Source organism: Companilactobacillus furfuricola, from assembly GCF_003946325.1.
GTDB lineage: Bacteria > Bacillota > Bacilli > Lactobacillales > Lactobacillaceae > Companilactobacillus > Companilactobacillus furfuricola.
Genome location: NZ_RHNT01000020.1, coordinates 1 through 19,730 on the forward strand (window position 1 = coordinate 1; position 19,730 = coordinate 19,730).

Here is a 19,730-nt window from a genome sequence, read left to right on the forward strand (position 1 = left end):
CTTCAGATTCCACCTCGCGGTGGACACCTTTGTCCTCAACTCGTGATTCCGACTACTACGGCTCACAGTGAACTTTCATCACCTAGCTAACGCCCATGCCGAGCGCACCCAAATTTCACTTGGCAATTTTATTGCCTAGTGAAAGACCAAGTTTTGAGATACCTGGCGAACTTCCAGGTAGCTCAAAATTGCGTCGGCAGCGTTCCAGTCCCATATAGCGCCCCGCCCCGGAACCGGCATTGAACGCACAACCAAACTACTACCCCCCAAAAAAACCAAAAAAAATAGCCACCAATAAAAATATCAGCAGCTATCAAAAAAACAATCATCGTAAAATATTAGTTACAACCTGCGACTGATCAACATACCAGCCAGTATCATTATATTGCAACAGAACAGAACCATCACTCATAGTAACCCGAACCGGCGAATGACGAAGCAGATTATCCGGATTGATCAATATCCGAGGACTGATCCCGTTAAGCATCTCAACCCCGATCGGACTCAAAATCGCATAAGGAAAGTCCCCAGTTTCGATTTGAGTAACGTAAGGCAAGGAAACCGTAACATTATTTTCGTCCAGAGCATTGTACGTTGGTGCAGCAGAAGCTGTATTACCTACAAAAGCAGTCGACAGGCTAAGACCTGCGATCAGTATAGCCATACTTGTGGTGATCGATTTGAAATATTTTTTCATGTGCAAATCCTCCTCTGGGTTTAATGTACCATGACATGAAAGCGTTCTCAACACAAAATGAAGACGTTTTAAAATTACATTAATATTGCATGGTTATTTTTTTCTTTCAATAGTATGAATAAATTGTTATAGTAGCTTTTGGAAAAAAGTAGGGAGGGCATCTTCATGTATACAAAACACGCACGCTTGCGTTTGGTAACTTTTATCATGACAGCTTTCATGCTCGGCTGTAATGAGTTCATGGTCGTTGGTATCTTATCGGATATCGCCAATAGTTATCAAGTATCACTTTCGTCGATCGGTATTTTGGTTACGGCTTTCGCATTAGTCTATGCTATCAGTACACCGATCCTGACGACTTTAACGAGCCATTGGAATCGAAGGACAGTCTTGTTATCTTTGATTGTGATCTTTTTCTTAAGTAACACGTTGACGGAAATCGCACCAACGTTGGGATGGCTGTTTTTTGCCCGGATCGTTACGGCTTTAGTTGTCGGTACTATCATCACTTTGGTCAATTTGTACGTTAGCATCACGACTTCACTAGACGAGCGTCCGATGGCGATGGCTTGGGTCGGTGCCGGCTTTAGTATCGCCTCAGTTGTTGGTGTTCCAATGGGGTCCGCCATTGCATCTTGGATCAGTTGGCACGCGAGTTTTTGGATGGTATCCGGTTTGACAGTCATCGTCTTCGCTTTACTATTTTGGTTGACTCCGAGTGAAAAACCAGAGGTTACCGGCAGTGTGGCTGAGCAATTGGCATTATTGAAGGATCCAAAGATCTTAGTTGGAATCGGGATCACGGTAGCGACGTTGAGTTTCCAATATTCCTTCTATACTTACATCAGAAACTTGATCCATTCGGTTTTACAGTTCAACATCACGAGCTTGAACTGGCTGTTGTTCTTGATGGGGGTCATGAGTATTCTTGGAAATCAGATCGCTGGTATGGTCGCAAAAAATAATGGTACGAAAAAATTGCCTTATGTATACATTTTGATGATCATCTTCGCTATGCTACTCGGTGTTTCACTTAATAACCAAATCACCGGTGTCATTGTTCTGGCTATTTTATGTACTTTGGTAATTATTTATGGAACAACTATCCAATTAGGTTTCATGGATGAGGCTGCTAAGAATTATCCACAATCGATTGCATTAGCTACGTCATTGATCTCGATTTTTGCTAACTTAGGTATTTCACTAGGATCGTTTTCAGCTTCAACGACGGTTAAGTATTTGGATTTGACTTCCGTTGGTTATGTCTCCGCCGTTTATGGCGTAATCGCACTGGTCTTGTCGATCGTGCTGAGTCGGATGATGTCCAAGGAAGAGATTTAATTGATTTTTTACATTTTAATTTTAGCCAAAAGAAAAACCCCCAAGATGGAAATTGGAGGTTTTTTCGTTGTCTAAAAATCAAAAGCCTAACCGATCATTTGTTATGCTATTAATTATCTTTCGAAACGAAGTGTGGTTAATTATTATTCCGTGTTACGTATGCTTGTGAGATAGAATTCTGTTCATCTTTTCTTGTGATAAATGAATTACATTAAGCTTTTTTCTTTTAAATCTGTTCATCGAACTTGCGAAACCATTTTGGGTGTTTCCAATGATCAGTTTTTTGGCGTTTGATAAGGAAGAATCTTTCTTTTTTTCTTCTTCCTTTCGACAACTATATAGTAACATCTTGTGATGAATTTAACAAGATGATTTGTTTATTTTATTAAATTATTTTTATATGTATGTGAGAGAGCTGTGGTTGGTAGTGGCGTTTTTCTTGTGCTGGTGTTTTGGATTTTTGATGGGTTGGGGTTGAGGTGGTAGTTTGGTGGTACGTTCAATGCCGACTCCGGGGCCCGGGGATGCAGACGCTGGAACGTGGTGGGCACATTTTGAACCAATCGAGCAAAGTGCGCTCGCTTGTTTCAAAACTGCACCTTTCTCTAGGTTCCTTCGTCACCAAGAGAAATTTCACCACTGAGGTCTGTATCCCCGGGCCCCTCCGTCTAGATAGAGACAATATCCCCCCTTTGTGTTGAGATTTACCGATTTATTTTCTGCAAATTGTCACTGTTTGCTCGTCCTATTTCTCACATGTCTATCTCAGGCTTTATCTATTCTGGTGGGGAGTAGGGGCTTCCTTGTCTTATTGCATATATTCTCTATCTAGATTACTGATTTTTTTCTCGGTTCGCGGGACTTTGCTCCGCTCATTTTGTTTCCTGACTTACATTGCCACTGTGATTTTTATGGATATGATGCGATGTTATTTTTGACTGGCTGTTGCTTTTCTCCCGCCTTGTGTTTTGCTGATACTTTTACTTTATTTAATGTCATATTTGCATTATTTAATTCCTACTGTTATAGTGTACTAGTTAACTAATACAGTTGGAATGAGGTTTTAATTTTGAAATTTGATGATAAGATTCCTATTTATTTGCAGATTCAAAATTATCTTGATCGTCAGATTATTTCTGGAGAGCTGGCTCCGGGGGATCGGTTGCCTTCGGTTCGGCAGTTGGCTGTTGATGTTACGGCTAATGTTAATACTGTTCAGCGGGCGCTTTCGGAGATGATCGATGAGAAGATTATTGTGCCTCAACGTGGTCGGGGTAATTTTGTTACTGTTGATGTTGATTTGATTGCTCAGTTGCGATTGAAGCTGGTCGATGAACAGTTTGCTTTGGTTTATGATCAACTGCGTGCTTTGAATTTTAGTGATTCGGAAATTATTGATAAATTTGTGGAATATGTTAAGGATAGAGGTGCTTTGAATGAGTGATATTTTGAAGGTTGAGAATTTGAATTATAGCCATCGGCTGAAGAAGATTTTACAAGATGTTAATTTGACTTTGGAGTCTGGTAAGATTGTTGGTCTTTTGGGTGAGAATGGTGCTGGTAAGACTACTTTGATGCGTTTGATCACTGGTGTGGCTCATGCTACTGGTGATATTACGGTTGCTGGGGCTTCTCGGATTGACGAGCGTAAGAGTCATGTTAGTTATATGGATCATTTGGGTGCTTTTTCACTGGGTACTCATTTGGATCGGATCGTTAAGTTTTATCAGACTGTCTATGAAGACTTTGATGTTGACCGATTTAATGAATTGGCTGATTTTTTGAATATTGATCTGAGTTTGAAGTTGTCGGCTTTATCAAAAGGTAATAAGCAAAAATTCGTGATTGCTTTGACTTTGTCTCGTCAAGTTGAGCTTTATTTGTTGGATGAGCCTTTTGATGGTATCGATAGTATGAGTCGGAAGGATATTATCAATTCTATTATTAAATGGAAGCCGGAAAATGCTACGATCGTGATTTCCGACCATTATGTTTCTGAGATCTCGTCTTTGTTGGATGAGATCGTGGTGATCAAGGATGAGACGATCAACTGCAATTTGGATGCCGATAAGATCCGTGAGGATAAGGGCATGGATATTGAGGACTTCTACGAAAGCTTGTATGAGAGGGGACATGACAATGACTAGTTTCAAAGATTTTTTCAAAATATTAATGGGGCAAAAATTCCGCCAGATGAATTTTGTTTTGTTGATCAATATTATTGCGATCGCAGTTTCGGTCCTTTGGACTTTGATCAATGGTGATTTTAATAATAATACCTTTTTCCAAGTTGCTCTTTCTTGGTCGTTTATCGTTATGCTTTGGGCTTTTCTTCGGATCACTGTTACGCATGAGAGTATTTATACGCGAGATAGTTATCGTTTGGTCCCGATCAGTGATACTAAGTTTTACTGTATTAATTTGTTGACTTCGTTTATTGCTATGGCTTATGTGGCAGTGGTTGAGTTTGTTATTGGTGCTGCTACGGCTGCTATTAATTGGCAAGAGTATGTTGATTCGTTTAATATGATGCGGATGATGTACGGGACTCGAGTTCCTGATGCTGGTATGATCGTTGAATCGCTGCTTTCGATGGCTTTGGTTATGATGGTGGTTACTATTCTTGCTTGGACTACTGTTAGTTTGATCCACTTGTTGACTCGAGCTGGTAGTAATTTTATGCCTTATCGTCGTAGCCGGATTATTAATTTTGTTCTTTATGTGGTTGTGATTTATATTGTTTTACGGGTTGTTGGATTTATGATGAATTTGGTTATGAATTCTACGGATATGTTTGGTAATTCTAGTGATGTTTGGCATTTTGTGCTTTATATTGTTGGATTTTTGGTTGTTTCGGCTATTGAGGCGGTTTTGAGTGTTTACTTGATGAATCGTTGGGTTGAAACTGTTTCTGAGTCTTGATTTTTATGCATTCACTTTCTTTGTTTGGAAGGTGGGTGCTTTTTTTGTATAGATGTAAGAGAGCTATGGCAGACAGAAGCGTTTTATTTTGCTGGAGGTTGATATTTTGTTTGGTTAGCTGGGTGTTGAGGTGGTATTTTGGGTGTACGTTCAATGCCGACTCCGGGGCCCGGGGATACAGACGCTGGAACGTGGTGGGCACATTTTGAACCAATCGAGCAAAGGGCGCTCGCTTGTTTCAAAACTGCACCTTTCTCTAAGCTCCTTCGTCGCCAAGAGAAATTTCACCACTGAGGTCTGTATCCCCGGGCCCCTCCGTCTAGATGGAGACTATATCCCCCCCTTGGTTGAGCTTTACCGATTTATTTTGTACAAATTGGCACTGTTTGCTCGTCCTATTTCTCACATGTCTATCTCATGTTCCATCTATTCTGGTGGGAGTAGGGACTTTCTTTTCTTTGCACAATATAATTTCTATCTTGATTTTATTCTCTTTTCTCGGTTCGTGGGACTTCGCTCCACTCATTTTGTTTCCTGACTTACATTACTTTTGCTATTTTCTTTTCTTTTTTGGTTAGATAAGAGTTTATATATTTTTTCTTCTCTTGCCTTCGCTTCTTGCTCGCGCACTCGTTCCTCGTGCTCTTGCCTGGTTCTTATATTTTCTTTGTTTCTCTCTTTATTTGTTTCTGGCTCGCGTGGTCGATTCTCTCCCATTCTTGCTGTGTGCATTGATTCATTTTCTTTTTTTGCTTTTACAACAAGGATTTTGCACCCATTATTATTAGTAATATTGCTATGAAGTAATTTACGTATTCAGGGTGTTTGGTTTTGGCTAGTATTTTTACTAGTTGCGGTGCTAGGATTGCTCCTATTATGGCTCCTGCTATTAATGGTAATCCAATTGTCCAATTTACTTTGCCTGCTGTGGCGTGCATTAATGCTCCTAGGGCGCTGGTTGCTGTTAATACGTATGTGGATGTTGCCATTGCGTCGAAGGTGTTTAGTCCTAGTAGTATTAAGCCGGCTAGTACCATTCCTCCGCCACTTAATCCGGATACTCCTACCATTAGTCCGGCTATTGCTCCGTAGAGGATTGCTTGGGCTTTGTTGGGGTTGGCTTTTGGTTTTGATTGTCTTTTTAGTAGGATCCGTAATCCTAAGATCATTAGGATCAAGCCTATGATCCAGGTATAAATTTTTTCTGGGATGTAGGGTGATAGTAGTGATCCGATTAGGACGGATGGTAAGGCGGAGAGTACTAGGATGTTTCCGATTTTGAATTTGATCCGTTTTTGTTTGGCGTAGGTTGTTGCGCCGATTAATAGTGAGGGTAGTGCGGTTACTAGTGAGGTGGCTGCTGCTGCTTCTGGTGGTAGGTGAAATACTGCGGTTAGGATTCCTAAATAGAATGCTGCTCCGCCTCCTCCTAGTGCTATGACGATGGTGCCGATGATGATGCCGGCAATTATTAGTGAGATTGATGTCAAGCTGGTCCTTCTCTCGATTGCAAAAAATTGGTTTTTGTTTATACTTAATTACAATATGTAATTATAATCTACAACATGTAATTTTCAAGAGGAGGGTCTTTTGGCAGCACATACTTTATCACACGAAAAAATCGTGAATACGGCAATTTCCTTGGTGCAAGATCAACAAGTGGTTACTTTTTCAAAATTAGGCAATGTTTTGGGGACTCGTTCTCAGTCGATCTATAATTATTTTAAGGATGGCGATGAGTTGAAAGCTGCTGTGGCGGTGAAATATTATCGCGATCTCTATGCTAAATTGCAGCATTCTTTGATCGGCTTGTCTGGAAAAGCTGCTGTTTTGAAATATAGTCAAGTTGCAGCTGAGTTTGCTATCGAGAATTTTTTTATTACTCAATACGTTATTAGCATGCCCAAGTGGATGTTTCATGGTGATCAAGGTGTGCGAGATGTTTTGAACGATAGTTATTTATTGCTGAAAAGATTGGTCGATCCTTTGGCGGCTGATGCTGAGCAATCTTTGGTGATTACTCGCATGATCCGGAATTTGATTTCTGGAGAGGTGATCCATATTGGGACTGGTCGTTTTAAGGATCCATTGATGGAAGCTTCGGTCAGTTTTGAAAAGATGATTGAGCTGGCTCTAATTAATTTATCAATTGATAATTAAAGATGAAATGCTAACAAACTAGCTTTGACATCGCTTGTTAGTAGTCCTAAAATTTTAAGTTATGTACTTGTTATGCAATTATTTGTTTAGTTTATGGGGGAAACTTTTTTGAGTCGTAATCGGAAATTAATTGTCACATTTGCTTTGATTTTATCTAATGCGATGGCTGGACTTGATTCTACGATTATCAATACTGCTTTACCGGCAATTGTCAGTGACTTGCATGGTATTCAGTTTATGGGGTGGTTAGTAGCTATTTTCCTACTGGGAATGGCTGTTTCGACTCCGTTGTGGAGTAAGTTTGGTGAACGTAAGAGTAATAAGGTCGCTTATATTACAGCGACGATCGTTTTCATGGTAGGAGCTTTGTTTCAAGGTCTTGCGCCAAATATTGTCTGGTTCGTGATCGCTCGTGGAGTCATGGGTATTGGCGCTGGTGGAATGAATACTATCCCATTTATTATTTATTCGCAGATCTTCAAGAACTTGCAACGACGGGCTCAAGTTATTGGGGTCGCTGCTGCTAGTTTTAGTGGAACGTCGATTTTGGGTCCGTTGTTAGGTGGTTGGATCGTCGATACATTTAGTTGGCACTGGGTCTTTTACATTAACTTGCCGATTGCTCTGTTGTCGATTTTCATTATCGTCTTTTTCTTCAAGATCAAAGAAAATCTCAACCACTCGAAGGTTGATTACCGCGGTGCGATTCTAATGGTCATTGGCCTGATCAGCATTTTAGTAGGTATCCAAGAAATAGGCGTTAGTTCGCTAATTATCCCGATCATCTTTTTGCTTATAGGAGCTTTATTGATTGCTTGGATGATCTGGGTCGAGAATCGCGCGGAAGATCCGATCGTGCCAAACCGTCTTTTTAAAAATCCGAAATTGGTGGTCGATATGATTTTATTCGCCTTTTTGTGGGGCGCTTTCGTTGCTTTTAATATTTATATCCCGATGTGGGCCCAAGGTATTATGGGACTGAGCGCTTTGATCGGAGGAATGACGCAGATTCCTGGCTCGGTGACGAATTTTATTGGTTCTGAAGCTGGTCCGATCATGCAAAGACGGTTAGGTCGTTATTATTTGATTGCTATTGGTACGGCGGCCTTTTTCATTGCCTTTGTTGGTTTGTTCTTGGCTAATGAGTCTAGTAGCTATTGGTTTTTACTAGTGATGGGGGCGTTTGAAGGCTTTGGTATTGGGCTTTGCTTTAATGTGTTGCAAGTTGCGGTTCAATACGATGCGGAACCTCGAGATGTGCCGATTGCTACGTCTTTTGCTTATTTGGTCCGGATCTTGAGTCAAACGTTCATGTCGGCGATTTACGGTGTGATCTTGAATCACGCTTTGTTGAATGGTGTGACGCAGAGTCATGGTAAGTTGACGATGGAGATGATGAATAATTTAAGTAATTCGCAGACGGCCAAAAATTTGCCTCAGCATTTGTTGCCAGAGATGCGCCAAATTTTATTTAGCGGGATCCACAATATTATGCTGACGGCGCTGGTCTTGGTGGTTTTGGTTGTGATTATTTTGATTTTCTTGTTTAAGACTGGTTTTACTAAGCCGGTTAAGTCACGTGATATTTGAAATTGGCACAGTGATTTGAAAAGGTATTATCGACTTCTATTTTGTTTAAGTTGATGATGTTTTTTTTGTTTGGTGTTTTTGGTGATTGGTGCCGATGCTATAGGGTTTGTTGGTGATTTTTTTCTTGATGGTATTAATGCTTTAGTGAATTGTTGTTGATTTAATTATGAAGAAATTGTTAAAACTATCGATTGATTGGTATAGGTGTGATAATATCTAATCATAAACGGAAAGCAAGAACGAAATTTACAAAGCAGGTGTATATACATGGAACTAAACGATAATACGGAAGCTAAGAAAGTTTTGTCGGCGCTTTACACAGATCTCAATGCTGATAAAGAAATCGATAAAGACAATTTTGTTAAGGACTTGGTGTTGAGGACTTATACTTTGATCGACGATAAGTATTCGTTTACTTATTTGTTTGGTCGGTTGAAAGATAATGATCGTGTTATGAAAACTATTGAACAATTGCATTTGGAGAAGAATGAGTATCCTGAACAGATCCGGTATTTGGCTAAGGGTGCTACTTATGCGTTGTATTAAGATTTTGCTTATTAGACCTCGCTATGCGGGGTTTTTTATTTTGTCATAGATGTAAGAGAGCTATGGCAGACAGAAGCGTTTTATTTTGCTGTGTGCTGGTAGTTTGTTTGGTGTTTTGGTGGGAGGTGGTATTTTGTTTGCTACGTTCAATGCCGACTCCGGGGCCCGGGGATACAGACGCTGGAACGTGGTGGGCACATTTTGAACCAATCGAGCAAGGGGCGCTCGCTTGTTTCAAAACTGCACCTTTCACTAAGCTCCTTTGTCGCCAAGTGAAATTTCACCACTGAGGTCTGTATCCCCGGGCCCCTCCGTCTAGATGGTAACAATATCCCCCCCTTGGGTTGAGATTTACCGATTTATTTTGATCAAGTTGGCACTGTTTGATCGTCCTATTTCTCACATGTGTATCTCGGGCTTTATCTATTCTGGTGGGAGTAGGGGCTTCCTGGTTTTGTTGCTCTATATTTCCTCTTTAGATTACTGACTCTTTTCTCGGTTCGCGGGACTTCGCTCCGCTCATTTTTGATTCCTGACTTTTATTGCTGCCATGATTTTTTTTGCTTGATGTGTTGTTATGGCTCTGGCTGTCGCTTTGCTCCCGCCTTTTTTTGACTGCTTTTGGTAAATTTTGAAACTTTGATTTTTTTATTTTGTTTTCATTTGTTTCAATTTTTGGTTTTGTGGAATCAAAATGTTCATTTTTTTTGATTAATGGCGCTATAATGGTGTAAATGTTTGTTGAGAAGGAGATGACTTTTTATGGCTTCTATTTATGATTTTTCTGAAAAAGAGATGGATGGTTCTGTTATTGACTTTGCTGACTTTAACGGGAAGGCTTTGTTGATTGTTAATACTGCTAGTAAGTGCGGATTGGCTCCTCAGTTGGAGGAGATCGAGGCTTTGTATAAAAAGTATCATGATGAGGGCCTTGAAGTTATCGGGTTGCCGTCTAATCAATTTCATCAGGAGTATGCTGATGAGGAGGAGACTAGTGATTTTTGTTCGATCCATTATGGTGTGACTTTTCCTATGACTACTAAGGTAGTTTTGAATGGTAAGGGTGAGGATCCTTTGTTTACTTATTTGAAGGATACTGCTGGTCATGGGCGGATCAAGTGGAATTTTACTAAGTTTTTGATTGGTCGTGATGGTTCGTTGATCGATCGTTACGCTCCGTTGACTAAGCCTAAGACTATTGAAGCTGATATTGTGGCTGCTTTGGAACAGCACGCTTAATTTTTTTGGATGTTAAAAGCCCCATGAACTTTTTTTTTAAAATTGTTCATGGGGCTTTTTTATGTGTTCTTGAAGCTTGCTTGCTTTATTTTAGCAATTATTTGTTGCTGTGTAGTTTGTTTCACCTTTTTCATTGCTAACTTTATTGTTTGGCTGGTTCGCTTTTTGCAGGTGCTGTCTGGGCTTTTGTATTTGATTTGTTTAGTCTGGTTCTTGTGGCGTGCTGTAATAGTTTGTAGGCTGTTGCGAAGACTGGTACTCCTAGTAACATGCCTACTATTCCAGCTAGGCCACCACCTACTGTGATGGCTGCTAGGACCCAAATTCCTGGTAGGCCGATCGAGGTTCCTACTACTTTTGGATAGATCAAATTACTTTCGATTTGTTGCAATACTAAGATGAAGACGATGAATAATATTGCTTGCAGTGGTGATTCTACTGCTATTAGTAAGAAACCTACTGCAGCTCCGATCCAGGCACCTAGGATCGGGATCAGGGCGGTGATGCCGATGAAAGCACCTACTGGTAAAGCGTATGGGAATCGGAAGATCCACATGCCTAATCCACAGAGTGTTCCTAGGATGAAGGCTTCGACTACTTGGCCGCCGATGAAGCTGCTGAACATGTTGTCAGTCCCATCGAGGAAGTATTTTAACTTGCTACGATGCTTTTCTTTCATAAAAGCTTTGGATACTCGATTGATCTGTCCACCTAGTTTTTCTTTGGATGCCAAGATGTAAATGGCAAATGTGAAAGCTAGGATGAAGTTTATGATACCCTTGGCAAAACTAGTTACGATTTCTACCGAGGAGCTGAAGATATTAGTTAGACCAGAAGTGAAGTACTTCATTATTTTTGCCTGGACAGAACTCCAGTTGACGTTCATTGAATTGATCTGTTCAGAGATGACAGAATTCTTATTCAATTTTTGGGCGAAATCGGCCACGTCAGAAAAGATGGCGGGCACGGATTTGAACAAATTGGTCACTGCGCTGATGAATTGAGGGATGACTAGTCGGAATACGATGGTGATGACTAAAATTATGATGATCAGCGTTAATAAGATGACCCAAGCTCGTCGGGATTTTTTGAGCCACTTCATTTTAGTTCTGGGAAAGAAGTGCTTTTCGATCCGCTTCATCAAGATATTGAGAGCGTAAGCTAAGATCGCACCCAGGATCAAGGGCAAGATGACGCCTAGGATCATTTGCAAGAAACTGAAGATCTGCGTGGGATAGACTAAAACGAATAAGGCTATCAAAACAAGCGACCCATATTTTAAAAGATTGTGGCGGTTTATTTCCATAAAGTATCTCCTCGTACTGTATATTTCCTCTATCATATCAAAAAATTAATAGAATGCGTGAGAAGATATTAATGCTTGCAGTCAAAAAAAAGAGAGTGGAAGAGGATGCCCAGCTGCTGAGGATTTAGGGACTATCAGCACCAGAGTACAGAGGAGCAGTGCTCGCTGATAGTTTCTAAACCGGAGGCTGGTGTGATCTGGAGCTCGTTTCCAAAAAAAGTGAACGGAAGAACTCGTTTCCACGCAAAAAAGACAACGATATCCGCCGAAAATATCGTTGTCTTCTTCTGAAGGTTGATGCATGACTATTGTTCAGCTACTTCATTAGCTTGGTCGTGGTCGATCATGACAAATGAGATCACGATACAGCCGAGGATCAAGGCGATGATGAAATAGAAGAAGATAGTTGTGATACTGATGCCTAGTCCTAGTGACAGTCCGACTAGGTAAGGACAGATCGTGGCGCCGACACGACCTACTGCTTGGGTGAAACCAATACCCATACCGCGCAGTTCGATTGGGTATTGTGTTGGTGTGAGGGCGATCATGATACCCCAGGCACCAAGAGTGAAGAATGATAATAAAATGCTTCCGAATAAGACCATACCTGTACTGCTTGCCGTAGCAAAAATCGAGGCACCAGTAATAGTACCGATCAAGTAAATCAGTAGTATCGTCTTGCGGTTGATCTTGTCCATCAAGTAAGCTGCTAAGAAATATCCTGGCAGTTGGGCAAAACTAGTGATCAAGACGTAGCCAAAACTGTGGATGACTGAAAATCCTTTGGAGATCAAGACACTAGGTAACCAGAGGAACAATCCATAGTAGACGAACATGATGATGAACCAAAGTAAACTGAGACAAATTGTTTGTAAGCGAAATTCTTTAGAAAAAATCTTGGATAAGGAAACTTTCATGCTGAGTTTGTTTTCTTTGACGTTGATATCCGCCGGTAAATGACGACGGAGGATCAACGTATAGAGTGCCATGATCGTAGTAACGATCACAGTTGCTCGCCAACCAAATTTAGGCATGAATAAAAATGCTAATAACGAAGCTACGATCCAACCGATCGCCCAGAAACTATCTACTAAGATAAGCATCTTAGAGCGACGATTGCCAGAGAAAGAATCAGCGATGATCGTTGCTGCCACCGGTAGTTCTCCCCCAAGTCCAACACCAGTGATGAAACGGACGATCATAAATTGTACGACGTTAGTCGTGAAAGCTAAGGCCAAGTTACTGATGGAAAAGACCAATAGCGTGATAATAATAATATTCTTTTTACCAAATCTATCGGCAAGGTAACCGAATAAAAATGCACCGATCATCATACCGACCGTAGTGGTGGCACCAACTGAACCTAGTTGGTTCGGTGTGAGTGTCCATTCTTTAGAAATGTAAGGCATGATAAAAGACAAGATTGCAACGTCGGCTGCGTCAAACAGCCAAGCTGTCCCCAAAACCATCAGCAATTTAATGCCGTGTTTTTGGGCTTTTTTTTGCGTTGTTTCCAAAACTTTACCCCCAAATTTTATAATAAAAATTAATAATATTATTAAAGGTATTTTGTACCTTTACTATTACAAAAAAAGACTACCATTTGTTTCAACGGGGGTCAAGAACTTGCTGTAATTTATACAATTTTGCCGGACGGCCACTTTTACCATGCTCGATCCCGACTTCAGCAAATAAATGAGCATGCGTCTTCCTAAAATTAGAGTTATCGATCGAACCGACTGATTTTTTCCAAAAGGCAGCGTAGACGATACGGGCTTGTTTCAAGCTGAAACTATCGCCTAAGATCAGTAAAATCGTGGGCAAGTAATCGAGCCGATTAGTAACACGTTGAAAAGCTTGGCGCAAAATTAATGAATGATCGGAAAGTAGTTTAGTTTTTTTCTCGTAATTTTTAATGTGACCATAAAAGTCTCTGACTGATACTTTATCGGATAGCGTTTTGAACTGGAGGGAGGAATAATTCAGTGTGTATTGATGTTTTGAAGAACCGACGGTGAACCATTCAGCATCAGAAGCACCGTATCCAGGTGTCAATTTTGGCATTGATGGCAAGTAAGTCATGTAGGTCAAAGCAATTTCTCGATTTTTAGGTGAGCGGTCAACGCTAGAAAAAGTAGCCAGTTGTTCGGTATAAAAATGAGGCAGATCGATACCGATTTTTTCACGGATCAAGCGTAACGAAGCTTCTTCAGCGTTTTCGTTTTCCCGCAGCAAAGTAGAAGGCAACCCCCACTTGCCAGCATAAGGAGCCAAAGAATTTTGCACAAGCAAAACTAAGACGTCATTAGAACTAGCGTCAAAACTCCAAATAATATTTACCACTCTGATCAATAATTTCTTTACTGGCTTCTCGTCCATTAGATCACCTCAAATTAAACTACATCAATTATAAATTAATTTCTTGAATGTTCCAATTGTAAAAGAGAGTGGAGGGAGATTGATCAGCAGGTGAGGATTTAGGGACTATCAGCACAAGAGTGCTGCGCAGCAGTGCTCGCTGATAGTTTGCAAGACAGAAAAAAACACAGCTTTTACACTGTGTTTGAATTTAGGGCTATTAAATCGTGGTAGTCCACTTATTTTTTTACATCGTCTAGGTCAAAGAGAGAGGCGGTGTTTTGGTAGATGTGTCTGGCGGTGTCCGATTTGTTCATGGTATACAAATGGATCCCGTCGACGTCGTTGGTCACTAGATCGACGATTTGGTCGATCGCATAGGCGATACCGGCTTCTTTTAAGGCAACTGGGTTGTCTTTATATTTGTCGAGGATGGCCAAGAATTTCTTTGGCAGTGAAGCGGCACAATTTTCTAAGACGTGTAGTGCTTGCTTTCGATTGATGATCGGCATGATCCCAGCTAGGATCGGCACATTTATGTCAGCAATCGCACACTCTTCTTGGAAACGATAAAATTGATCGTTATCGTAAAAAAGTTGGGTGATCAATTGATCGCAACCGGAATCGACTTTTTGCTTCAGATGTTTGACATCATCGATCCGATTTTTGGAATCAGGATGGACTTCAGGGTAACAAGCGCCAGAGACGGTAAAGTTAGGCTTTACTTGTTTGATGAAAGCTGTCAGATCACTGGCATAGCGAAAATCCTTTTCGGGAGTGAACCCTTCGATAATATCGCCTCTTAAAGCTAGCACTTGATCGATGTGCATTTCTTCTAGTTGATCAAGGATGCGAGAGACTTCTTGCTTAGTGACGTAAGCGGCCGGCATATGCACCATGGTAGGACACTCTAGTGTGTCGTGTACATACGCTGCTAGATCAATGGTAGTTTTTTCGTAGTCCAATTTGTGGTTGCTACAAGTTACGCTGATAAAACTTTGATCGAGATCTTTCAGTTCATCTAGCGTATTAGTTAAGTTGTCGACTCCGACTTGGGAATTTGGAGGAAATACTTCAAAAGACAAGCGGGGTCCCGTATTTGTTTTTATCATATTACAATTCCTCTTTTACTTCATCTCTAACTTCCTTGGCTGCTGTAGCTAAGTTTTCTACACTGGATTTAGCTTCCGTAATGCCTCTAGTCTTTAGGCCACAGTCTGGATTGATCCAAACCTTTTCAACAGGGACCTTGTCGAGGATCTTGTGGATCGTCGTTTTGATCTCATCGACCGAAGGGATCCTAGGTGAGTGAATATCGTAAACCCCAGGTCCTACTTGCAGTTTGAAATGTTCTTGCTGCAAAGCGTCGAGGATCTCCAGATTAGAACGTGAGGCTTCAAATGAAATGACGTCAGCGTCCATATTTTGAATGGCAGGAAGAATATCAGTAAATTCGCTATAGCACATATGCGTGTGGATCTGTGTCTCAGGTTTGACCTTACTGTGAACTAGGCGAAAAGCTGGAATGGCCCAATCGAGATATTCACTGTACCAATCGGATTTTCTCAGTGGTAATTTCTCACGAAGAGCGGCTTCGTCAATTTGAATGATGCGGATACCATTTTTTTCGAGGTCGAGAACTTCGTCTTGGATCGCCAAAGCGATTTGAGTAGTCGATTCTTTTTGCGAGATATCTTCTCTAGGGAAGGACCAATTCAAAATCGTCACTGGACCCGTCAACATACCTTTGACCACCTTATCAGTTTGGCTTTGAGCGTAAGTCGACCATTTAACGGTGATCGGTTTGTTTCTCGATACGTCGCCCCAGATGATCGGAGGTTTCACGCCACGAGTTCCGTATGATTGGACCCAGCCATTTTTACTGAAGAGATAACCATTGAGATTTTGACCGAAGTATTCGACCATGTCGTTTCTTTCAAATTCACCGTGGACGAGAACGTCGAGTCCGATGTCTTCTTGCCACTTCAACCATTCTTTGATATGACCGGCAATAAATTCGTCGTATTCATCTTGAGTGATCTCATGCTTACGAAAACGTGCCCGAGTCTTTCTGACTTCTTTGGTTTGTGGGAACGATCCGATGGTAGTGGTAGGCAAGACTGGTAAATCAAATTCTTGTTTCTGGATCGTAGCTCGTTCTTCTAAACTAGGTTGTCTAACAAAGTCTTCGTCTGTTAGTGAGTTGATCCGATCTTGAACTTTTTTGTCAGGTTCAACGCGGGCTTTAGAAAAGAGCTGGGCATTTTTTTCTTTGGCTTCGTCTTCTTTTCCGTCTAAGATAGCTTGTAATTCTTTGAGTTCGGTCAATTTCTCGACCGCAAAAGCAAAGTGCTTTTTAACTTCTGCTGGAAAGATCTCGTTTTCGATCGTGAAAGGTACGTGGAGCAGTGAACAAGAAGTTGAGAGAACGATATTCTTTGCTGGTAATGAATTGATCAGGTCAATAGTTTTCTGATAATTATTGCGCCAAATATTTTTTCCATTCACTACGCCTGCGAATAATACTTTGTCATCTGGAAAACCTGACTGAACTAACTCGGCCGTTTTACGTCCTTCATGAAAGTCTAGGCCAATACCGGCGACAGGAAGGTCGATCAAGTCCTCATAAACATCGCGAACATCGCCAAAGTAAGTTTGGATCAAGATCTTGATATCAGGGTTGTCTTTTAGTAGTTGTTTATAGACGTTCAAGAATAGTTGATATTTTTCACCAGTAACATCTTTGACTAATTCTGGTTCATCTAGTTGGATCCATTTTGCTCCTTGTTCGTGCAACTTTTGGAAGACTTCTTGATATCCGGCAATGAGGTCGTTTAAGATCGTCTCTGGTTTGTTGTTGTGGTATTCGCTCAAGCTTAACAAAGTAAAGGGACCAACGATGACGGGACGAGTTGTGATGCCTAAGTCTTTGGCTTCTTGGAATTCGTCGAAGATCTTGCTGTCATTTAGTTTGATCTGCGTGTCTTCATAAATTTGAGGTACTAAGTAGTGATAATTAGTGTTGTACCATTTCTTCATCGGGAGAGCTTTCGTATCGCCTTTATCGCCGTGATATCCACGAGCTAAAGCGAAGTACTTGTCTAAAGGTGTCAAATCCAAGTCTTTAACATGGTCTGGAATGATGTTGAATAAATAAGCAGTGTCCAAAGTCGTATCAAAAAACGAAAAGTCATTTGAGGGGATGTCGTCGATTCCAGCCGATTGCAATAATTCCCAGTGCTTTTTTCGTAAGTCTTTAGCAAAGTCCAATAGTTCAGTTTCTGATATTTCATTGCGCCAATATTTTTCGGTAGTAAATTTTAATTCACGATTTTCCCCGATCCGTGGAAAACCAATTATCGATGTTGTCATATCTAAGTCCCCTTTGAATTAGTAGTAATTGAATATAATCTAACATCATTTCTTGTTATTGGATAACTGAAAAAAATAAGGACGTGTTATAGTTTTAAGTTATAACGTGAGCTATAATTAGAAAAAATCGAGGTGGTATTATGCGGATCAAACAGTTGTTGTATTTAGAGACCATTGTCAAAACTGGCTCGATCAATGAGGCGGCTAAAGAATTATATTTGACGCAACCTAGTTTATCCAAGGCTATTAGTGAACTGGAGCAAGAAATGGGCATCCAAATTTTACTGAGAAGTAAACTTGGAGTCTCATTGACCAATGACGGTCGAGAATTTATGATCTACGCTAGACAAGTGTTAGATCAAGTAAATTTACTGGAAGATCGTTACGAAAAGACTACCGTTCGTAATAAAGCTTTTTCCGTCTCCGCCCAGCATTATGCTTTCGTCGTCCACGCTTTCGTTGAACTGATCAAAACACTCGATGCCGATGAATATCAATATACCTTGCGGGAAACTGAAACGGAAAATATCTTGAGCGATCTACGAAGCTTCAAAAGTGAGATCGGTATTTTATATTTGAACAATTTCAACAAGCAAGTGTTACAAAAGCTTTTTAAAGAAGAAAACCTAGTTTTCACGCCACTATTCACTGCTTCACCGCACGTCTTCGTCGGCCGCCAAAATCCACTGACTAAGAAAAAAGAAGTCACCTTAGATGACCTAGTTGACTATCCTTATTTATCTTACGAACAAGGCGAAAGCAACTCCTTTTACTTCTCAGAAGAAATTCTAAGCACCTTAGACCGCAAAAAAAGCATCAAAGTATCAGATCGAGCCACAATATTCAATCTAATGGTCGGACTAAACGGCTACACCATCAGCTCCGGGATCATTTCCAATAAATTAAACGACGACAAAATCGTAGCGATTCCACTAGCAGTCGACGACTCCATCACCTTAGGCTGGCTAAAACATGAGCAATTAGACTATCAAGCATCGGCGCTAAGTATTTAGAAATGTTGAAGTCGCACATTAGAGGGTACGGTTTTAGCATCATAGGCGAATAATTTACAACCAAGATCCATCTAGTAAATTTCTTGAATGGGTAAAACAACAACCAGAGTAAAATTAGACACATTGAAAAAAAGCAATCGATTTTGGAAATAAATTCTCCAAAGCGATTGCTTTTTATCTTGAACTCGAAAGGCGAACTTTAGAGCTTTCACTAGGGAAGGCATTAGACAAAAATGGAATAAAAACAAGACACGAAAAAAGACAGCTCATTATAAGCTGTCTTCAACTAACCCTTATTTGATCTCAATATCTTTCAAAATATCTATCAACTGTTTTTCCTCAGGCTTCAAAATGTATGATGCTCTCCTCACGATAGAAACGTTGAAATTTTCTGGGATCGGGTTCTTTATCTCCAATGCTGTAAAATTCTCGTCGTTTTGGCTTACCTCGTCCGTCACTAAAATCCCGATACCGATATTGGCCCGGATCAAGCTCTTGTACCAAGAAATGTCCGGAGTTTTTTGGACGATCTCTGGTTGGATGCCTGTGTGTTCAAAGTAATCGTGTAGGATTCTTCCATGAATGAATTGGCCTGCGAAGTCGATGAATTTTTCGTTGCCAAGATCTTTGAAATCAATGGCTTGATTGGCTTGTGCTAGTGGATGTTTAGTACTTACTACGATTTTGAAAGGCCTGGTTCCTAATTTGGTTACTTTGAAGTGCGGGTTGTTGATCGGTAGTAAAGAACCGATGGCGGCGATGTCGACGTCACCGTCAGATAGTTTTTGAAAGAGGGTATTGGAGCCACTTTCGAAAATTTGCAGTTTATCTAATAAATCGTTTTTGGCCAGTTCCCCGACTACTTGTGGGAAGTAGAGTGAGCCGATGATCGGCGGGAGACCAAATTTGATTTTCTTACTGTCGGCAGCGGCGATTTCTTTGTGTGCCAATTCCAAATTCTTTTGGATGGCTAGCGACTTTTGAAAAAGCAGCTGTCCTGTTCGGGTGATTTCGGTTTTTTGATGAACACGGTCGACTTGGACTAATTTAGTTTGAAATTCTTTTTCCAGACGTTTGATGGCCTGAGTGATCGTTGGTTGCGACACTTGAAAAATTTCTGCCACTTCAGTGTAATTTCTTTTTTCGACTAAAGTTTTGAAGTAGTCCAGATCTTTCGTGTTCATAT

At 40.7% G+C, this 19,730-nt stretch carries 20 protein-coding genes and 1 pseudogene; 12 read left to right on the forward strand and 9 right to left on the reverse strand.

Annotated features, from left to right (window positions below; translation table 11 throughout):
- Positions 1–325: 325 nt before the first annotated feature.
- Positions 326–697, reverse strand: a complete 372-nt coding sequence (locus tag EKM78_RS06895) for a hypothetical protein (protein ID WP_125770723.1) — start codon at positions 695–697, stop codon at positions 326–328.
- 165 nt (positions 698–862) lie between these two features.
- Between EKM78_RS06895 and EKM78_RS06900 the strand changes: the two genes are divergently transcribed.
- From EKM78_RS06900 to EKM78_RS12620, 6 genes are all read left to right on the forward strand, one after another.
- Entirely contained in the window at positions 863–2,038 is a 1,176-nt protein-coding gene (locus tag EKM78_RS06900) for an MFS transporter (RefSeq protein ID WP_125770725.1), read from the forward strand.
- Between the two features lie 487 nt (positions 2,039–2,525).
- The gene (locus EKM78_RS12615) at positions 2,526–2,681 is read left to right on the forward strand and encodes a hypothetical protein (RefSeq protein ID WP_164507236.1); all 156 of its coding nucleotides are present in this window, start codon (positions 2,526–2,528) and stop codon (positions 2,679–2,681) included.
- Between the two features lie 426 nt (positions 2,682–3,107).
- The gene (locus EKM78_RS06905; protein WP_125770727.1) at positions 3,108–3,482 is read left to right on the forward strand and encodes a GntR family transcriptional regulator; all 375 of its coding nucleotides are present in this window, start codon (positions 3,108–3,110) and stop codon (positions 3,480–3,482) included.
- Positions 3,475–4,185 carry an ATP-binding cassette domain-containing protein gene (locus tag EKM78_RS06910; protein WP_125770729.1) on the forward strand — a complete coding sequence of 237 codons (711 nt, stop codon included), beginning with the start codon at positions 3,475–3,477 and terminating at the stop codon, positions 4,183–4,185. The genes EKM78_RS06905 and EKM78_RS06910 overlap by 8 nt, the downstream gene beginning before the upstream one ends.
- Positions 4,178–4,960: a hypothetical protein gene (locus EKM78_RS06915; RefSeq protein ID WP_125770731.1), complete on the forward strand. Its 783-nt coding sequence runs from the start codon at positions 4,178–4,180 to the stop codon at positions 4,958–4,960. Before EKM78_RS06910 ends, EKM78_RS06915 begins: the two co-directional genes overlap by 8 nt.
- 138 nt (positions 4,961–5,098) lie before the next feature.
- Positions 5,099–5,254 (forward strand): hypothetical protein, encoded by a 156-nt coding sequence (locus EKM78_RS12620; RefSeq protein WP_164507237.1) that lies wholly within the window; start codon positions 5,099–5,101, stop codon positions 5,252–5,254.
- A 228-nt stretch (positions 5,255–5,482) separates the two neighbouring features.
- On the opposite strand, the gene EKM78_RS06920 is transcribed toward EKM78_RS12620, so the two are convergent.
- Both EKM78_RS06920 and EKM78_RS06925 read right to left on the reverse strand, forming a co-directional pair.
- A complete protein-coding gene (locus EKM78_RS06920) occupies positions 5,483–5,692 on the reverse strand; it encodes a hypothetical protein (RefSeq protein WP_125770733.1) in 210 nt (69 codons plus the stop codon).
- Between the two features lie 23 nt (positions 5,693–5,715).
- Positions 5,716–6,450 carry a sulfite exporter TauE/SafE family protein gene (locus EKM78_RS06925; protein WP_125770735.1) on the reverse strand — a complete coding sequence of 245 codons (735 nt, stop codon included), beginning with the start codon at positions 6,448–6,450 and terminating at the stop codon, positions 5,716–5,718.
- A gap of 100 nt (positions 6,451–6,550) precedes the next feature.
- On the opposite strand from EKM78_RS06925, the gene EKM78_RS06930 reads away from it, so the two are divergent.
- From EKM78_RS06930 to EKM78_RS06945, 5 genes are all read left to right on the forward strand, one after another.
- The gene (locus tag EKM78_RS06930; protein WP_125770736.1) at positions 6,551–7,120 is read left to right on the forward strand and encodes a TetR/AcrR family transcriptional regulator; all 570 of its coding nucleotides are present in this window, start codon (positions 6,551–6,553) and stop codon (positions 7,118–7,120) included.
- 93 nt (positions 7,121–7,213) lie between these two features.
- Positions 7,214–8,710 (forward strand): MFS transporter, encoded by a 1,497-nt coding sequence (locus EKM78_RS06935; protein WP_125770738.1) that lies wholly within the window; start codon positions 7,214–7,216, stop codon positions 8,708–8,710.
- 267 nt (positions 8,711–8,977) lie between these two features.
- Entirely contained in the window at positions 8,978–9,256 is a 279-nt protein-coding gene (locus EKM78_RS06940; RefSeq protein ID WP_125770740.1) for a hypothetical protein, read from the forward strand.
- A gap of 137 nt (positions 9,257–9,393) precedes the next feature.
- A complete protein-coding gene (locus tag EKM78_RS12625) occupies positions 9,394–9,546 on the forward strand; it encodes a hypothetical protein (RefSeq protein ID WP_164507239.1) in 153 nt (50 codons plus the stop codon).
- Positions 9,547–10,018: 472 nt separating this feature from the next.
- The gene (locus tag EKM78_RS06945) at positions 10,019–10,495 is read left to right on the forward strand and encodes a glutathione peroxidase (RefSeq protein WP_125770742.1); all 477 of its coding nucleotides are present in this window, start codon (positions 10,019–10,021) and stop codon (positions 10,493–10,495) included.
- Between the two features lie 142 nt (positions 10,496–10,637).
- On the opposite strand, the gene EKM78_RS06950 is transcribed toward EKM78_RS06945, so the two are convergent.
- The 5 genes from EKM78_RS06950 to metE all read right to left on the reverse strand — a co-directional run bounded on the left by EKM78_RS06950 (position 10,638) and on the right by metE (position 17,531).
- The gene (locus tag EKM78_RS06950) at positions 10,638–11,801 is read right to left on the reverse strand and encodes an AI-2E family transporter (protein WP_125770744.1); all 1,164 of its coding nucleotides are present in this window, start codon (positions 11,799–11,801) and stop codon (positions 10,638–10,640) included.
- 305 nt (positions 11,802–12,106) lie between these two features.
- Complete coding sequence (locus tag EKM78_RS06955; protein ID WP_125770780.1) at positions 12,107–13,270, reverse strand: MFS transporter; 1,164 nt, start codon at positions 13,268–13,270, stop codon at positions 12,107–12,109.
- A 139-nt stretch (positions 13,271–13,409) separates the two neighbouring features.
- Entirely contained in the window at positions 13,410–14,180 is a 771-nt protein-coding gene (locus EKM78_RS06960; RefSeq protein WP_125770746.1) for an NUDIX domain-containing protein, read from the reverse strand.
- 218 nt (positions 14,181–14,398) lie between these two features.
- Entirely contained in the window at positions 14,399–15,271 is an 873-nt protein-coding gene (gene metF / locus EKM78_RS06965; protein WP_125770748.1) for a methylenetetrahydrofolate reductase [NAD(P)H], read from the reverse strand.
- A 1-nt stretch (position 15,272) separates the two neighbouring features.
- The gene (gene metE / locus EKM78_RS06970; RefSeq protein ID WP_125770750.1) at positions 15,273–17,531 is read right to left on the reverse strand and encodes a 5-methyltetrahydropteroyltriglutamate--homocysteine S-methyltransferase; all 2,259 of its coding nucleotides are present in this window, start codon (positions 17,529–17,531) and stop codon (positions 15,273–15,275) included.
- 140 nt (positions 17,532–17,671) lie between these two features.
- Here metE and EKM78_RS06975 point away from each other — a divergent pair.
- Positions 17,672–18,597 (forward strand): annotated as a pseudogene (locus tag EKM78_RS06975) (LysR family transcriptional regulator).
- Positions 18,598–18,837: 240 nt separating this feature from the next.
- On the opposite strand, the gene EKM78_RS06980 reads toward EKM78_RS06975, so the two are convergent.
- Positions 18,838–19,728: a LysR family transcriptional regulator gene (locus tag EKM78_RS06980; RefSeq protein WP_125770752.1), complete on the reverse strand. Its 891-nt coding sequence runs from the start codon at positions 19,726–19,728 to the stop codon at positions 18,838–18,840.
- Positions 19,729–19,730 lie beyond the last annotated feature (2 nt).

Coding starts and splice junctions, on each gene's coding strand:
- EKM78_RS06940 (WP_125770740.1), top strand. CDS start 8,978: ATGGAACTAAACGATAATACGGAAGCTAAGAAAGTTTTGTCGGCGCTT.
- EKM78_RS06910 (WP_125770729.1), top strand. CDS start 3,475: ATGAGTGATATTTTGAAGGTTGAGAATTTGAATTATAGCCATCGGCTG.
- EKM78_RS06950 (WP_125770744.1), bottom strand. CDS start 11,801: ATGGAAATAAACCGCCACAATCTTTTAAAATATGGGTCGCTTGTTTTG.
- EKM78_RS06920 (WP_125770733.1), bottom strand. CDS start 5,692: ATGCACACAGCAAGAATGGGAGAGAATCGACCACGCGAGCCAGAAACA.
- EKM78_RS06980 (WP_125770752.1), bottom strand. CDS start 19,728: ATGAACACGAAAGATCTGGACTACTTCAAAACTTTAGTCGAAAAAAGA.
- EKM78_RS06960 (WP_125770746.1), bottom strand. CDS start 14,180: ATGGACGAGAAGCCAGTAAAGAAATTATTGATCAGAGTGGTAAATATT.
- EKM78_RS06955 (WP_125770780.1), bottom strand. CDS start 13,270: ATGGTTTTGGGGACAGCTTGGCTGTTTGACGCAGCCGACGTTGCAATC.
- EKM78_RS06935 (WP_125770738.1), top strand. CDS start 7,214: ATGGGGGAAACTTTTTTGAGTCGTAATCGGAAATTAATTGTCACATTT.
- EKM78_RS06900 (WP_125770725.1), top strand. CDS start 863: ATGTATACAAAACACGCACGCTTGCGTTTGGTAACTTTTATCATGACA.
- EKM78_RS06895 (WP_125770723.1), bottom strand. CDS start 697: ATGAAAAAATATTTCAAATCGATCACCACAAGTATGGCTATACTGATC.
- EKM78_RS06915 (WP_125770731.1), top strand. CDS start 4,178: ATGACTAGTTTCAAAGATTTTTTCAAAATATTAATGGGGCAAAAATTC.
- metE (WP_125770750.1), bottom strand. CDS start 17,531: ATGACAACATCGATAATTGGTTTTCCACGGATCGGGGAAAATCGTGAA.
- EKM78_RS06945 (WP_125770742.1), top strand. CDS start 10,019: ATGGCTTCTATTTATGATTTTTCTGAAAAAGAGATGGATGGTTCTGTT.
- metF (WP_125770748.1), bottom strand. CDS start 15,271: ATGATAAAAACAAATACGGGACCCCGCTTGTCTTTTGAAGTATTTCCT.